The following is a 16333-nucleotide window of genomic DNA, read 5'->3' as shown; positions in this document are numbered from 1 at the left end:
ATTATAAAAGCATTTTACTTTTTGTAAAATGCTTTGATTTTTATTTAGCTACCCAACCTTCTTTTTTCCAAATTTTTTGAGCTTCTTTACTTTGTGTAAATTTGATGAATTCAGCTACTTTTGGATTTTTTAAACCTTTTTGCGTTGGAACTATTTCAGCCGCTCTGTAAATGATTGAATTTTTATCCGCTAAAATAAATTTATTTTCTTTCTCTCCAACTGCTTTAATCCAATGTGTCCAAATGATTAAAGCATCGATATTTTGATTATTTTTCCACTCATCAACCGCTGCTTTTGAATTTTTAGCATATACTTTAATGTTTTTTCTTAATTTTTCTAGGTTTTCAATTTTTCCTGTTTTTAAAGCCATATCCTCATATAAGCCAACCTGCCCTGCTCCATCAACCACCATAACATTAACGCCATCTTTTAAAAGATCTTCAAATTTTTTAATTTTTTTTGGATTATTTGCTCTTACAATCATACCCGAACCTCTAGCATTTAAAACTTGAACATCTTCTATTTTGATTTGTTTTGGCATTGCTTTAACAAAACCATCCATCATAGAGGTATTACCTGAATAAATAATATCAGCATCTGTTTTTGCTTTTTTTATCCATTTAGGTGTTGGTCCTGCATTAATAATAACTTTTTCTCCATATTTTTCTTCAAATTGCTTAGCAAGCTCTTTTAAAACAGGAGCAGGACCACCTGGACCATAAACTAAAATTTCAGCATTTAATGCAGCTGCAGCAAATAAACTTAAAAATAAAAATTTTTTCATATTTTTTCCTTAAATTAATAAAATAAAATCGTAAATATATCTTTTTAAAGTTGATATTTTTTTAATCAAATAAACTAATTTTTTTCTCTCGTGCTAAAAAATACTCCAAAAACTCTTCTTCATTTTCTTTGATTAGGCAATATTTAAAATCAAAAAAATTCTTTAATTCACTCAAATTTATATAAGAAAAATCGCAAAATAATGAATTTTTTAATGCTATTTTGAAATCTTTAACGCCTTGGAGTTTTTGGCATATAAATTCAAAATCTTTTTCATTTTCCACAAGTAAAATTACTCTAGAACTTCCACCAAAAGCACAAATTTCATTTTTTGAGTTTAAAAAATATGCCTTAAAAAGATCTAACTTTTTTTCATTAAAATTAAAAGATAGATTTTGCTTTTCAGTAAAATCAATAAATCTAGCAAAAATATCTGCATAAAAAAATGCAAATTTTAAATCTTTAAAATACAAATTTTTACAAAGCAAACTCGTTTGAAATAAAGATTTAGAGCCTAAAATTTCGTATTTACATGCTTTTAAAGTATGAAAATTTGATTTAAGTTTTAAAATAAATTTTTCATCATCAGAGCAAAAGAAAGTTTTTTCTTTTGAATTTTTTAAAAGATCAAAATCTAATAAAATATTTGAGTTTAAGACTTTAAAATTAAATGCCTTTGCAAATTTTAATTCTACATGATTGCAATATATAAATTCATAAGATTTTTCTTCACTTAAAAATCTAAAAAGTCTAAAAATAGTTGCTTCTAAATCATCAACTTGAAGATAAAACACATCTTTATCTTCAAGTTTTAATCTTTCCTCACTTACTATAACATAAGCACCAAGTTTTATAGCAAAGCTTGCTTGTTCATTATTTTTAGCAAAAAAAACACTTGCTTGTTTGACTTTGTTTAAATCTATACTAAAATCATAAACACTAGAAGTTGCTCCATAATTTAAAACTCGAGCATTAATAAGTTCGATAAAGTTAGAAATATTCATCTAGCCTATTAAAGCTCCATTTTCGATAAAGCCTTGCGGGCTTATCAAAACTAATTTTTCATCTTTTTGAGCACTTAAAATCATACCTTGGCTTTCATGACCAAAAATTTTAGCTTTTTTTAGATTTGTAATTACGCAAACTTGCTTGCCTATTAACTCACTAGCTTTATAAAATTTAGCAATACCTGAAAGTACTTGTCTTAGTTCGCCATTTTCAAGTTCAAGTTGAAATTTTAAAAGCTTTTCACTGCCTTCTATATTCTGACAATCTTTTACTGATGCTACTTTGATTTCGATTTTTTTAAAATCATCTATTTTAATTTGAGCTAAATTTGGCTTCTCTTCTAATTTTTCTTCTTTTTTGTTTTCTTGGGTTAATTCAACTTTTGGAAACAAAGCTTCACATGCACTTGATTTTAAATCACATAATTGATTATTTAAAATTAGTTTTTGATAATTTTCGTTTGATATTTCAAAATTTAAAGCCTTTGCAATTTTTAATGCTGTCTTTGGCATAGCAGCTGAAAGTAAAATAGTTGCTTTTGTTAAAATATTAGCACATAAAGCCACTAAAGCATTAGCTTTTTGCGTTTGATTATTTTTAATCAAATTCCAAGGCTCATATTTACTAATACTTAAATTTGCTAAAGATAAAGCCTTGAAAAGTTCCTCTAAATAGCGATTTGGCTGGATATTTTCCAAAGCATTGATTGCATTATCTAAATACTCTTTGCATTCATTTAATTCTTGATTAAAATACAAATTCACATCTTTACACTCAATAATATTTTGAGAATACTTAGCACTCATACCGATAATTCTATTTAATAAATTTCCAAGCTCATTGCTTAATTCTGCATTGATTCTAGTGATTAATGCTTTTTGCGAAAAATCTCCATCATTACCAAAAGGAACTTCTCTGAGTAAAAAATATCTAAAAGCCTCTAAACCAAAAGTATCTGCTACTTCTTTAGGCGCTACTACATTACCTTTAGATTTGCTCATTTTTTCACCATCTTTAGTCCACCAACCATGTGCTGCTATAAATTTAGGTAAAGGAAGTTCTAAACTCATCAAAAACGCAGGCCAATACACTGCATGAAAACGCAAAATATCTTTGCCTACAAAGTGTATATAAGCAGGCCAAAGATCCATATTTTCATCATCAAGTCCATAGCCCAAAGCACTCACATAATTCATCAAAGCATCAAGCCAAACATACACCACATGTTTTTCATCATTTAGTTCTTTTGGAAGCTTTATACCCCATTCAAAACTCGTTCTTGTAATGGAAAGATCTTTTAAGCCACCTTCTACAAAATAAATCAACTCATTAGCCTTATTTTTGGGTAAAATCGGCTCTTTTTCTTTGTACCATTTAAGAATTTGATCTTGATATTTAGAAAGCTTGAAAAAATAACTTTCTTCTTTTAAAAGCTGTGTTTTCTTACCACAATCTGGACAATGACACTCATTTATAAGTTGAGTTTGAGTAAAATAACTCTCACAAGAAACACAATAAAAGCCTTCATAAGTGCCTTTGTAAATATCACCTTTATCATACATTTTTTTAAATGCTTTTTGAACGCTTAATTTGTGATTTTCATCCGTAGTTCTAATGAAATAATCATAAGAAATTTCAAACTCATCCCAAAGTTTTTTAAACTTAGCACTAATTTCATCTGCATATTCTTTAGGAGTAAAATTTCTAACGCTAGCAGCTTGCTCTATTTTTTGACCATGTTCATCTGTGCCTGTTAAAAAGAATGTTTTTTCTCCTTGTAAGCGATAAAATCTAGCCAAAGTATCTGCTATAATCGTAGTGTAAGCATGACCAATATGAGCCACATCATTTACATAATATATCGGGGTAGTAATATAACGCATTTTCAACCTTTATTAAAAATCAAATCCACCTTCTTTACCTTTAGACATACTCTTATAAACTGCTTCTATATACTCTTTTCTTAAAGAGCACTCAAAAATCATAGAGCAAGGTAAACAAGATTTTATTTTTTTTTCGTTTTGACAAGCTTGAAGTTCATTTTTTTTAACTTCTAAAGCCAACTCAAATTCATCTTTAACTTCAGCCATTAAAAACCTTTATAAGCTTGTTTTAGTTTTTCAATTTCATATTTAGAACCCAAAAAGCATGGCGTACTTGCATGAATTTTTTCAAATTCTAAATCAAGTAAAGAATCATTTTCTCCATTGGTAGAAAATCCTCCTGCTTTTTCAAAAATAAAAGCAAAAGGAAACACCTCAAAATATGCTCTTAATTTTCCATTTGGTGCATCGCTTGTTGCAGGATATGAAAACAACCCTCCACCTTTGAGTAAAATTTGGTGCAAATCACTCACCATAGCACCAGAATATCTCAAGCGATAACCCTCATCAAATAAAGCTTTTATAAAGGCTCTATGAGTATTTGACCAATTTTTTTGTGTCCCACCGCTTGCATTTAATTTGCCTTTTTCATTTAATTTTAAATCCTTAACAAAAACAAATTCATCTTTTTCATTTAATCTATAAAGCTTAGGAGTGTCTATACACACTATAAGCTCTAAACGCACGCCATAAATAGCATAAATTGCTGCTTTTAGATTTTTTGCACTAGCCTTTTGCTCATAAATAGCAAAAATAGAACCTATAGCAAAATTCACATCTACTAAAGAAGAACCATCTAAAGGATCATAAGCAACAACATATTTTTCATTTTCATTGATTAGTAATTGCTCTTGTTTTTCCTCGCTAATTAAGCTTTTTAAACCTTTGCTTTGCTTTAAAATTCTAGTGATAATCTCATCGCTTTTTACATCAAGTTTTAATTGATTATCTCCTGTGGCATTTTGAGAAGTGGTATAATCAAAATCTTTTAAATATCTAAGTTCTTTTGAAATTTCAATCACTGCTTTTTGCATATCGTCAATTAATTCTTGCATATTTTACCTCTATACTTTTTTTGAATTTTTTAATATAAAATCACAAATACTTTCTAAATCATCCAAATAAAGCCAAGTTAAATTTTTATTTTCAATTTTCTCATAACTTGCAATAGCCTTAGAATAAGCAAAATAGCTCTCATCTACTTCTTTACAAAAAACGCTAATTCTTGGCATATCTAAAGTTTTTAAGCCCTCTATAAATAAAAAATCAAATTCTCCTAGTTTAGAAATAGCTTCATCTAAAGTACTTGGAGAATGTGTAAATAAAGTTGTCCTTGTAGGACTTAAAACCATTACATCAGCACCACTTTGAAAAAATTTAAAACTATCTTTTTTTGCTATATCAAAGCTTGCTTTATCTTTTGGATCGTGTTTTATAATGCATACTTTATAATTTTGTTCCATAAAATACTTAGCAACTTGAGTAATCAAAGTCGTTTTACCTGAATTGGAAGGCCCGCTAAAAGCCATTGCTAATCTTTTCATAACTTCCTTAAATCAAATAAAATAAATGAAATTATATCTTTTTAAAAGTTAAAAGCTTATAATTATAAAAAAATTAGGAACAAAAATATGAAAAAAGTTTATATGATTATTTTTTTAACACTTATTTTTACCGCATGCTCTAATAAAACCCAAGAGCAAAGTGAAATTAATTTAAAAAGCCAAACTCTAATGTATGCACAAAAAATTAATTTTAATTATAAAGATAATAGAGTAGTTGCTTTATTGAGCTATTTAAACCCTGTATTAGATGAAAAAAGTCAAAAAGAAGTTTTTGTACTTAGTTTTTTGCCAAATATCAACATCAAACAAGAGCAAATTTCAATACTCATAGATGGAGAAAAAACTAATATAAAAACCTTAGATCAAAATGATAAATTATTTAAATATATCATTAAGAGTGATTATGCAAGTTATTACAAAATCACTCTTAATGAATTAGTGCAAAAACCTATTTTAAAACTTGATTTGTGTTTTGAGAATCAGTGTTTTGAGCTAAAGTTTCAAAAAATTTCGAAATCGGTGTATTATCGTTCAGAAGATGCAAATAAACAACATAATTAGCTAAAACTTTCTTAGCATATACCCTGCTTTCTGCATAAGGAACAAGCTCCATTGATAAAAATGGCTCATATTTTCCCACTCTAAACATATCTTCTCTTTTGAGCATTCTAGTGGTAAATCCTATACCTCCATTATAAGCATAAGCCACAAAAACCGGGGAATTAAGTTTAGATTCTAAATAATCTAAATGATGATTTGCAAAAGTATAAGCTGTTTTTGGTTCAAAAAGCATGTCTTGATCAAAATTTGGAATTTGCAGTTCTTTATTGCCTATATGATTAGCTAAAAATGGGATAAATTGCATAATACCCAAAGCATAAGAAGTTGAAATGGCTGTTGGTATAAAACGACTTTCTTGTCTAGCTAAAGCTAAAATCATAGCTTTTCTTTGCGTAGAATAATCTTTTAAATATTCAAAATAAGGCATAATAAAATAATGTTTTTTAAAACCTTCGGCCCTTTCTTTAATATAGGCATAAATAGCGATATTTTCCTTGGTATAAAAATCTTTTGCAAGTTTTTCTAGCTCACTAGGAGTACCTTTTGCAATTTCTTTTGCGAGCTTTTGCCAAGCAAAAGGATCTTTCATATCAAAATCATTTTTTTGTTTTTTTGGCTTTAATTCTTCTATTTTAGGTAAAGGCAAGCCTTTTAACTCTCTTGCATAAAGACTATAAATATTTAAAGAATCACTTTGAGCAAGCTCATCAATGTACTTTTTATCTTGAGTGATCAAATATAGCCAAAAATTTGCATTATCTACTAAAGGTTTGCTTTTAAAAGTATCTTTTGCTACTTGAAAAAATTCCAATGCTTTTTTATCGTCATTTTCTAAAATAGCATTTACACCTAGATAAAAAGCATTATCTTGAAAAGTTAAATTTGCATCTACATTGACTAGAGATTTTCTTATCAATGGACTTTTTTTCTTAATGATAATTTCTTTTACAAAATTTGTAAATTCTTTTTCTTTAGCTAATTCATTTACAAAATCTTTTTCTAAGAAAAAATCTTTTTTATCTTTTAAGAAATTATAGATTTTATAAAAATTAGCACTATCATAATTTAAAACCGCATAACTTAGAGGATCTTTAGCATCAAAAGCTTCTAAAAGTTTTGTTAAATTTGGATTATCCTGTGGGATATTTTTTTTCATCTCATTACGCACTGAAGCATTAAGATCTTGTATAAAAGTTAAACTATTTAATCTTATAAGCTGACAAGTAGCATTAGCATCTAAGATATTTTGTGTATTAAATTTATAACAAGCTTCATATTCTTTATTATACCCCAAAGGCGGAATAATGGCTTCAATGGCATTTTTAATACGCCCTGCATAACGATAAATATGTTCTTTTAAACCTTCAACTTCTTCTTTTTTAAATTCATTTTTTTCTAATAAACGATATAAATAATAATCCTTAGCTAAAGAATTTGGTCTTTGCTCTAATTCTTTATAAGAATACATTGCACTATTTGCAAAAACCACTCCAGCTAAAAGTAACACTACACTTTTTTTCAACACTTATAAACTTCCTAAAATTAAATTTGATAAAAATATTTGGATAAATTTTAATCCTAAAATAATAATCAAAGGTGCTAAATCAATACTCCCTATAGTAGTAGGAATAAACCTTCTTACAAAAGCATAAGCAGGATTAGTTAAACGATATAAAATTTGCACTATAGGATTATATGGATCAGGCCTTACCCAAGAAATCAATGCTGCAATGATTATAATCCATACATAAATTTCAATAACTAAAGAAAAAATTTGCACCAAAGATACAATCAAACTTGTTCCAACTCCCATTTTACTCCTTTATAATTTCTTTAACAAAAGGCTTAATTAAAGTATAAATTTCACTCATTTCAGGTCCATGAGTAACCCCTGTTAATACTAAACGCAAAGGCATAAATAAATTTTTACCTTTTAAATTTGTTTTTTCCATCAAAATCTTTTTAAACTCATCGTATTCTTGAGGTAAATCCAAATCTTTTAAAATCTCTTTAATTAGCTTACATTCATTTTCAAATTCATTATAATTTTTAACTGCAAAAATTGCTTGTATTTTTTCTCTTATCTCATTTAGCGTGCTAGCTTCTTGAGTATAAAATTTTGCAAGCTCAGCTACATCTTTGCCTAAATTTAATAAAGAATTTAATTTATCATTATCAAGCATTTTTATATGCTCACGGTTAATTTGCATTAAACGCTTAGTATCAAATCTTGCAGGAGATTTTGAAACTTTTTTCAAATCAAACCATTCTATGGCTTCTTCTAAAGTAAAAATCTCTTTTGGAGTTTTATTACCTAAAAGTATTAAATAATTTGCAATAGCACTTGCTAAATATCCATTATCAAGCATCCATTTTACACTAGAATGAGCCTCTCTTTTGCTCATTTTAACACCTTCTTCATTTAAAATGATAGGCAAATGTGCATAAGTCATGCTTTTATCATAACCCAAACTTGCTCTAATATGTTCTTGCTTAGGAGTATTTGAAACATGATCTTCGCCCCTTATAATGCAAGTAACACCTTCTAGCATATCATCAACCGCACAAGCAAAATTATAAGTTGGGGTTTTATCAGCCCTCATAATTACAAAACTATCAATATCTTCAGGATTAAAACCAATCTCACCTTTAATATAGTCTATAAATTTCATTTGCGATTGAGGTTTTTTAAGACGGATTACGAAAGGTTTTTCACAATTTAATACATCAATATCTGCAAGTTTTTCACAAGTACCATCGTATCTATATGCTTGATTTTTACTTTTAGCTAGTTCTTTTTTATGAGCTAATTCATCCTCGGTACAAAAACAAGCAAAAGCTTTTTTTTCACTTACTAGCTTTAAAGCCATTTGACGATGAAATTTCAAATTCTCACTTTGTACATAATAATGCTGCCAAGTTATACCAAATTCTTTTAAAATAGCTTTTATTTCTTCTTCTTTTCCAACTATATTTCTAGCATTATCCGTATCTTCAATACGCAAAATAAAATCAGAATTTTCTTGTCTTGCTTTAATATAATTAAATAAAGCTGCTCTTAAATTTCCAATATGCATATCTCCAGTAGGCGATGGTGCAAACCTATACATTATTTATCCTTTTAAAAAACTTTTTTATCATTATACAATTAAATACTTGCTATTTCTTTTAAGTTCACACAAAATTCACTCAATAGCAATATGATTTCATAAATAATTCAACATAAAGGATAAAAAATGAAATTAAAAATAGCTTTAGCAACATTAGTTACTGCAGGTTTTGTTTTTGCACAAGATATGATTGTAGGAGTTAATGCTTTACCAGCAAATTCTAAAAATTTCATACAAAAACATTTTACAGGTTCAAACATTGCTTTAGTTAAACAAGATATTGATAGCTTTGATGTTTATTTAGACAATGGAACTGAGCTTGAGTTTTTTATCAATGGAGATTGGAAAGAAATCGATGCAAAATACAGACCAATTGATACTTCTTTTTTAAGTCCAAATGTTTTAGCAACGATTAAAAAAATGCACCCAAATGCAAGTATAATTAAAGTTGAAAAAGAAATTCAAGGTTATAAATTCAAACTTAATAATATGATGGAAATTTATACTGATGTAAATGGAAATTTCTTAGGACAAAAATTTGATGATTAGAATTTAAGCTAAGCTTTTTTGCTTAGCTTTTATAAGAATTTAAAGCAAGCTCTTGTATATTATAATTAGCAACTCTCTTGTAAGTAAAGCCTTTTTTCTCTAAAAAATCAAGTAAAATTTTCTCCATTTTTTCTAAAGCATTTAAGACTTCTTTTGAAAGTTCAAAACTCAATGGCTCTATACGCTTTGGCACGCAAGCTAAAATTTGAGTTTTAGGTAAATCTCCCATAAGTTCCATGTATTGTAAAGTTTGAAGCATTTCAACCTCATGCGCACTACCACTCCAATTAACTTTTTTTGGCATTGCATCATAAGGAAAGAAAAAAATATCTCCAATCTTAGCATCATCTGCTGCAATACAATCAATCACAATCATTTCATCATATTCGGCTATAATATAGCTAAGTTGTAAAGCCAAAGTTCCACCATCTACAAAACTCACCGAGTCTTTTTCATGATAAAACTTATAATTTTTTTCTAAAAGTTTGCAAAGATGAACGCCTAAGCCCTCATCTGCAAACATAATATTACCAATACCTAAAACTAGAAGTTTCAACGATTTTCTCTTACAAATTTATAACCGCTAAAGATAGCATCTAAAGCACCATCTTTACCTTTAACTGAGTTAAATACAGCCATATAAATATGCACTGGAACAAAAATCAACACAACCCACATTAAAATTCTATGATAGGTTCTAACATCAGCCAATCCACCTAACATTACCTCAATAGGTCTTAAAATATTATATAAAAATCCACCCAAGCCTTCATGATATACATGCATATAAAGGATTAATCCTGTCAAAATAAGCCCAAACATAACAAGATAAAAGAAAAGGTAAGTTACAAATTGTAAAGGATTGTATACACCTTGTAAATGCGGGTGCTTTCCTAGGAAAATGTAAAATTTAATTTGCTCTATCCATAATTTTACATTAAAAATATCTTTTATACTCTTTCTCTCACCATCACTTTTTGAATCAAAAAAGAACAAATATGTTTTAAAAATTACACAAGCTATTAAGATAAAACCAAAAATTTGGTGCACCATGCGGTATTTTGCCTGCATAAATAAAGTCGGTTCAGATGAAATAGAAGGAGCTTGAAATACATAAGAAATATAATATCCAGTTCCCACTAAAATCACGATTGCAACCGCTCTTAACCAATGTGTAAAACGAAGACCGATACTAAATTCGTATTCAGCCTTTCTGTTTGATTTTAAGGAATGTTTAGAATCCATACTAAAGTCCTTTCCTTATAAATTTACATTAACTTTATACTCGCTAAGATTATTACCTTTAGTATCCATTACATGTACTGCACATGCTATACAAGGATCATAAGAGTGAATAGCTCTTATTACTTCTAAAGGCTGTTTAACATCAGCTAGTTTCATACCAATAAGACATTGTTCATAGCTACCACCTACTCCATTTGCATCTTTTGGACTTGCATTCCAAGTAGAAGGAACTACTGCTTGCCAATTTTCAATTACACCATTTTTAATCCTACACCAATGGCTTAATGCACCACGAGGTGCACTTCCCATAAATCTACCTTTGTATTCTTTGTTTTTATCAATTGCATAAGTAGCACAAGTACTTTCATCTGTTTTTAAATTTTCAACCAAAGAATTAAATGCTTTTAAACCATGATCAGCAATAATTTTAGCTTCAATTGCTCTAGCGCCTGTTCTTCCTAAAGTGCTCATAAGTGCTTGAACTGGTAAATTCGTAGCTTTTAAGAAAGAATCAACCGCTTCTACTACAATTTTATTACCCTTAGCATAATTTACTAAAATATTTGCTAATGGCCCAACTTGCATAGGCGAATTTTCATATCTTGGAGCTTTAATCCAGCTATATTTGCCTTTAATATCAAATACCTTACTATGAACCATATTGCCTTTATCATCAATGCTTTCACCATCAATTAAGCCTGTATAGTTTGGATTAGTTTTACCATCATAAGGATGTAAAGCTTCATTGTCTGCATACCATGATCTTGTAGCCTCTTCAGTGATTTTAGCTTCATCTACTTCTTCAACCTTACTCAAATCACCATTTCTAATAATACCACCTTCAAACAACCATTCATCACTTGAAATTTGGAATTCTCTCTCAGTATAGAAGTTATTTACCCCTACATCATTTAATACACTTGCTTCTTTAGAGTAAGCTTTAGCTGCCATGATTAAATCCGGATAATAAGCACGATTAATAAAATCAGCTACTTCTTGGAATTTAGTTATATATTCAGCCATTCTTGATGGGTTTAAAAGATCCATAACACAAGTTACACCGCCTACAGTTAAACTTTGTGGGTGAGGATTTTTAGCACCAAAAATCGCCATAGCTTGAGCTATTGTTCTTTGAATTCTTAAACATTCTAAATAATGTGAAAGCGCAATAAGGTTTTGCTCAGGAGTAAAGCGATAAGTCGCATGTCCATAATAAGCATTTGCAAATGGTCCAAGATTTCCTTTATCTACAAAGGTTTTTAGTCTTTGCTGAACTTCTAAAAGCTTATCTGCACCTGTTGCATAAGGCATATCAGTATATTTAAATGCTTCATCACTTGCTTTTTTTACATCAGCACTTAAAGCACTTACAACATCAACAAAATCAAGACCATGAAGTTGATAAAAATGCACAGGATGATCATGCATGTATAAAGCTGCATTCATTAAAGTTCTAGTTAAAACTGCATTTAATGGCGGAGTAATACCTAAAGCATTTTCTACTGCGATAATCCCTGCTCTATAATGTGAAAAAGTACAAACACCACAAATTCTTTGAGTTAAAAAGCCTGCATCTCTTGGATCACGACCTTTTACAATAGTTTCAATCCCTCTCCATAAAGTTGATCCTGAATATGCTTCTTTAATGATATTATTTTCATCAACCACTACTTCAACTCTTAAATGTCCTTCTATTCTAGTAAGTGGATCTATAATAATTCTTTTTGACATTTTTAATCCTTATTTTTTTCTAATGAAGCAATTACAGCATGCGCAGCAACAGCTACGCCTGTTACACAAAGCACACCTATACCAATTTTATCTGAAATGCTATCAGCACCCAAGCCATAAACAGTATCAAATAATCTTCCTGCCATCACTTCTTCAAAAGGTCCCATAGTATCCCAAAAATCAGGTTCAGAACAGCCTATACAACCATGTCCTGCTTGGATTGGCCATGAAGTATGTTGATTAAATCTCTCTCTTGAGCAATTATTAAAAGTATAAGGGCCTTTACAACCTACTTTATAAAGACAATATCCTTTTTTTGCTCCCTCATCACCAAATTGTTGCACAAATTCACCCGCATCAAAGCGTCCTCTTCTTTCACAAAGATCATGAATTCTTAACCCATAAGCCCATTTTGGTCTATTATAGGCATCAAGTGCTGGCAATGTTTGATACAATATGTAATGAATCACATTACCTATAATATTTTTTTCACTTGGAGGACAACCTGGTACATTGATAACTGTTTTATTTGTTACTTTACTTAAGCTTACAGCATTGCTTGGATTAGGTCTAGCAGCTTGGATACCACCAAAAGCTGAACAAGTACCTATAGCAAAAATAGCTAAAGCATCATTACAGGCTTGTTCTGCTAATTGTCTTCCTGTTTTTCCATGTGGTCCTATAGTTAAAAAGTTTTCTGTAGCACCTGTTGGTATACCACCTTCTACCATTAAGATATATCTACCTTTGTATTTTTCCATAGCAGCTTCAAGATTATGTTCAGCTTGCCAACCTGCAGCACCCATTATAGTTTCATGATATTCTAAAGAAATATGATCAAAAATCAAACTATCAATGGTAGGAGCATCACTTCTTAACAAACTTTCAGAACACCCTGTACATTCAGCCATATGAAGCCAAATCACTGGAAGTCTATCACTAAGCTCAGCAGCTCTTGCAACTACTGGAGTAAAGCTAGCAGGTAATGCTAAAAATGCAGTCATAGCACTAGCCCATTTCATAAAATCTCTTCTTGAAAAACCTGATTGCTCTAAGGCTTTAGAGATAGAAATCTCATTTTTCAAAAGAGGAAGTTTTTCTAATGCGTCTAAACGGCGATTAAAAATATCTAAATCACTCATTTGTTGTTCCTTAAATTATAGAAATATCATTAAAGATTTTAAAATATTTATTGTTAAGAATAGATAAAAAATGATAATTTTTTAATCAAATATACGAAGTATTTACAATTTAGTATTATTAAGATAATTTTACTCTAAATAAGCAAGTATTACACTTGCTTATTGTTTAACAATGATGATTTCATCATCTTTAGAATCTATAATAATCTCATCATTTTCATTTAATTCATCCGATAATATCATATCACTTAATTTATCTTCTACCATGTCATATAAAGCTCTTTTTAATGGTCTTGCACCAAAATCCACATCAAAACCAACTTTTGCTATTAAACTAGCAGCATTATCACTCAAGCTTGCTTTAATACCCCTATTTTCGAGACTTTTTTGCAAGGTATTAAAAAGTAATTTAACTATTTTTTTAGCTTCACTTTCTCCCAAAGGGTTAAAAGTGATAATATCATCTAAACGATTTAAAAACTCCGGTCTAAAAAAGCTTCTAAGAGCTTCTTTAATAGCTTTTTCTTTTTCTTCGCCCTTTAACTCTATAATAAAATTTGCACCTATATTAGAAGTTAAGATAATGATAGTATTAGTAAAATCGACCGTTACACCTTTACTATCTGTAGCCCTACCATCATCTAAAATTCCCAAAAGTATATTAAATACATCTTTATGGGCTTTTTCTACTTCATCAAATAAAATCACACTATAAGGCTTTCTTCTAACAGCTTCAGTTAATTCCCCACCTTCTTCATGCCCTATATATCCTGGAGGTGCACCTAAAAGTCTTGATACACTGTGTTTTTCCATAAATTCACTCATATCAAAACGCACCATAGCTTTTTCATCATCAAATAAAAATTTAGCCAAAACTTTAGCACTTTCTGTTTTACCTACTCCAGTTGGCCCTAAAAATAAAAAGCTTCCTATAGGCTTAGTTGCTTGATTTAGCCCTGCTTTGTTACGCTTAATAGCTTTAGCTAAAGCACTCAAAGCCTCATCTTGCCCTATGACACTTTCTTGTAAATATTCTTGAATATGTAAATATTTTTGTTTTTCAGAAGTGAGCATTTTTTGCACACTAATGCTTGTCCATTTACTTAAAATACCAGCTACTAAATCCTCATCTACTTGATTTTTAAGCAAAACTCCTTCTTGGGTCATTTGTTTCCATTTTTCTTCTAAATTTAAAACCTCTTTTTCACACTCTAAAATTTTGCCATATTCTATTTCAGCAGCCTTTTGGAAATCTCCTTTATTTTTAGCCAAAATAGCTTCATTTTTTAAAGTATCGATTTCTTTTTTCTTTGCACTTATACCATTAAATACTGCTTTTTCATTTTCAAATTTAGCATTAAGTTTGATTTGCTCTTCTTTTAAATTTGCTAATTCTTTTTTAATCTCTTCTAATCTTTTTTCATTAGCTTCATTTTCTTCCATTTTTAAAGCTTCATTTTCTACTTCCAAACTTTCAATTTGCTTTCTAACCTTTCTTAAAGAATTTGGCTCACTTTCTATTTGCATTTTTAATTCCGCTGCAGCCTCATCAATTAAATCAATCGCTTTATCAGGTAAAAATCTATTAGCTATATAACGCTTAGATAGCTTTGCAGCTGCCACTAAAGCACTATCATTGATAGTTACATTATGATGAATTTCTAATTTTTCTTTTATACCTCTAAGCATAGCCAAAGCTTCATTTACACTAGGTTCAGCTACATTTACAGGCTGAAATCTTCTTTGTAAAGCTGCATCTTTTTCAAAATATTTTCTATATTCTTTTAAGGTTGTAGCACCTATAGTATGAAGCTCACCTCTTGCTAAAGCAGGTTTTAAAATATTTGCTGCATCCATGCTCCCTTCATTTGCACCTGCACCTACAATGGTGTGAATTTCATCTATAAATAAAATTACATTCTTATGTTTTATTACTTCATTTACAACTGCTTTTAATCTATCTTCAAATTCACCTCTGTATTTTGCCCCTGCTATTAAAGCACTCATATCTAAAGCTATAACTTTTTTATTTTGCAACGAAGTAGGAACATCTTTTTTTACTATCCTTTGTGCTAAAGCTTCCACCACAGCAGTTTTTCCTACCCCTGGCTCACCTAATAAAATAGGATTATTTTTAGTTTTTCTGATTAAAATTTGCATTAATCTTTGAATTTCTTCTTCCCTACCTATAACAGGATCAAGCTCATTGTTTTTAGCTTTCATAGTCAAATCAATACCAAATTTAGATAAAGAATCAAGTGTTTCATCACTTGTTTTAGTTTCTATTTTAGCTCCTGCTCTAATAAATTCCAATTCTTTTTTAAACTCATTTAAATCTACAAATTTAGACAAAAGTTCTTTAATAACCCCGCTAGCACTTTCTGAAACAAGCCACATATCCACAGCTAAATAACTATCTTTATTTTCTAAAGCCAAGCCTTTTGCTTTTTCTAAAGAATTAATAAATTCATTTGAAAATTTAATATTGTCTTTATTTACATTTGAGCTAGTAGGAAAAGATGAAATTTTACTTTTTACTTCTAACTCAAATGCCTCTTTAGAAACATTTAATTTATTAAAAACTTGATTAAGCAAACTAGAGCTATCAACACTTAAAGCCCATAATAAATGCAAAGGTTTTATTTCACTATTCTTAGAATGAATAGCCAAAGAAATTGCACTTTCTATATTTGAAAGCATAGAATCTGTTAAAAAATCTTGTATATTTGCCATTTTTACTCCTTTTTACTTTTATA

At 29.5% G+C, this 16333-nt stretch carries 16 protein-coding genes; 2 read left to right on the top strand and 14 right to left on the bottom strand.

Going from position 1 to position 16333, the window contains the following annotated elements; translation table 11 throughout:
• Positions 1–40: 40 nt before the first annotated feature.
• The 6 genes from L8U04_RS05305 to mobB all read right to left on the bottom strand — a co-directional run bounded on the left by L8U04_RS05305 (position 41) and on the right by mobB (position 5218).
• Positions 41–784 carry a substrate-binding domain-containing protein gene (locus L8U04_RS05305; RefSeq protein WP_220566253.1) on the bottom strand — a complete coding sequence of 248 codons (744 nt, stop codon included), beginning with the start codon at positions 782–784 and terminating at the stop codon, positions 41–43.
• Between the two features lie 61 nt (positions 785–845).
• Positions 846–1787: a hypothetical protein gene (locus L8U04_RS05300; protein WP_263709576.1), complete on the bottom strand. Its 942-nt coding sequence runs from the start codon at positions 1785–1787 to the stop codon at positions 846–848.
• Positions 1788–3674, bottom strand: a complete 1887-nt coding sequence (gene metG / locus L8U04_RS05295; RefSeq protein WP_263659684.1) for a methionine--tRNA ligase — start codon at positions 3672–3674, stop codon at positions 1788–1790.
• A gap of 12 nt (positions 3675–3686) precedes the next feature.
• Positions 3687–3881 carry a hypothetical protein gene (locus tag L8U04_RS05290; RefSeq protein WP_133318925.1) on the bottom strand — a complete coding sequence of 65 codons (195 nt, stop codon included), beginning with the start codon at positions 3879–3881 and terminating at the stop codon, positions 3687–3689.
• Positions 3881–4729, bottom strand: coding sequence for a class 1 fructose-bisphosphatase (locus L8U04_RS05285; protein ID WP_263709575.1), 849 nt, complete (start codon positions 4727–4729; stop codon positions 3881–3883). Before L8U04_RS05285 ends, L8U04_RS05290 begins: the two co-directional genes overlap by 1 nt.
• A 9-nt stretch (positions 4730–4738) precedes the next feature.
• Entirely contained in the window at positions 4739–5218 is a 480-nt protein-coding gene (gene mobB / locus L8U04_RS05280) for a molybdopterin-guanine dinucleotide biosynthesis protein B (RefSeq protein ID WP_220566249.1), read from the bottom strand.
• 87 nt (positions 5219–5305) lie between these two features.
• Here mobB and L8U04_RS05275 point away from each other — a divergent pair, with 87 nt between their 5' ends.
• Complete coding sequence (locus tag L8U04_RS05275; protein ID WP_133318928.1) at positions 5306–5800, top strand: hypothetical protein; 495 nt, start codon at positions 5306–5308, stop codon at positions 5798–5800.
• On the opposite strand, the gene L8U04_RS05270 is transcribed toward L8U04_RS05275, so the two are convergent.
• From L8U04_RS05270 to gltX, 3 genes are read right to left on the bottom strand one after another with little or no spacing between them, the layout of a single operon-like run.
• Positions 5688–7325 carry a lytic transglycosylase domain-containing protein gene (locus L8U04_RS05270; protein ID WP_263709574.1) on the bottom strand — a complete coding sequence of 546 codons (1638 nt, stop codon included), beginning with the start codon at positions 7323–7325 and terminating at the stop codon, positions 5688–5690. The two genes, L8U04_RS05275 and L8U04_RS05270, sit on opposite strands and share 113 nt — an antisense overlap.
• Positions 7326–7613, bottom strand: a complete 288-nt coding sequence (locus tag L8U04_RS05265; RefSeq protein ID WP_012661430.1) for a YggT family protein — start codon at positions 7611–7613, stop codon at positions 7326–7328.
• Position 7614: 1 nt separating this feature from the next.
• The gene (gene gltX, locus L8U04_RS05260) at positions 7615–8910 is read right to left on the bottom strand and encodes a glutamate--tRNA ligase (RefSeq protein ID WP_263709573.1); all 1296 of its coding nucleotides are present in this window, start codon (positions 8908–8910) and stop codon (positions 7615–7617) included.
• Positions 8911–9036: 126 nt separating this feature from the next.
• Here gltX and L8U04_RS05255 point away from each other — a divergent pair, with 126 nt between their 5' ends.
• Positions 9037–9459 (top strand): PepSY-like domain-containing protein, encoded by a 423-nt coding sequence (locus L8U04_RS05255; protein ID WP_133318931.1) that lies wholly within the window; start codon positions 9037–9039, stop codon positions 9457–9459.
• A 22-nt stretch (positions 9460–9481) separates the two neighbouring features.
• Here the strand turns inward: L8U04_RS05255 and L8U04_RS05250 are convergent, their stop codons facing one another.
• The 5 genes from L8U04_RS05250 to L8U04_RS05230 form a co-directional block, all read right to left on the bottom strand.
• Complete coding sequence (locus L8U04_RS05250) at positions 9482–10015, bottom strand: HyaD/HybD family hydrogenase maturation endopeptidase (RefSeq protein ID WP_220566245.1); 534 nt, start codon at positions 10013–10015, stop codon at positions 9482–9484.
• The gene (gene cybH, locus L8U04_RS05245) at positions 10012–10704 is read right to left on the bottom strand and encodes a Ni/Fe-hydrogenase, b-type cytochrome subunit (RefSeq protein ID WP_133318933.1); all 693 of its coding nucleotides are present in this window, start codon (positions 10702–10704) and stop codon (positions 10012–10014) included. The genes L8U04_RS05250 and cybH overlap by 4 nt, the downstream gene beginning before the upstream one ends.
• Positions 10705–10719: 15 nt before the next feature.
• Positions 10720–12435, bottom strand: a complete 1716-nt coding sequence (locus L8U04_RS05240; RefSeq protein ID WP_263709572.1) for a nickel-dependent hydrogenase large subunit — start codon at positions 12433–12435, stop codon at positions 10720–10722.
• A gap of 2 nt (positions 12436–12437) precedes the next feature.
• Complete coding sequence (locus L8U04_RS05235; protein ID WP_133318935.1) at positions 12438–13577, bottom strand: hydrogenase small subunit; 1140 nt, start codon at positions 13575–13577, stop codon at positions 12438–12440.
• A gap of 159 nt (positions 13578–13736) precedes the next feature.
• Positions 13737–16310 carry an ATP-dependent Clp protease ATP-binding subunit gene (locus tag L8U04_RS05230; protein ID WP_263709571.1) on the bottom strand — a complete coding sequence of 858 codons (2574 nt, stop codon included), beginning with the start codon at positions 16308–16310 and terminating at the stop codon, positions 13737–13739.
• Between the last annotated feature and the right edge of the window lie 23 nt (positions 16311–16333).

The organism is Campylobacter sp. IFREMER_LSEM_CL908, assembly GCF_025771545.1.
GTDB classification, from domain to species: domain Bacteria; phylum Campylobacterota; class Campylobacteria; order Campylobacterales; family Campylobacteraceae; genus Campylobacter_D; species Campylobacter_D lari_D.
This window is presented reverse-complemented; position numbering and strand designations above follow the sequence as displayed.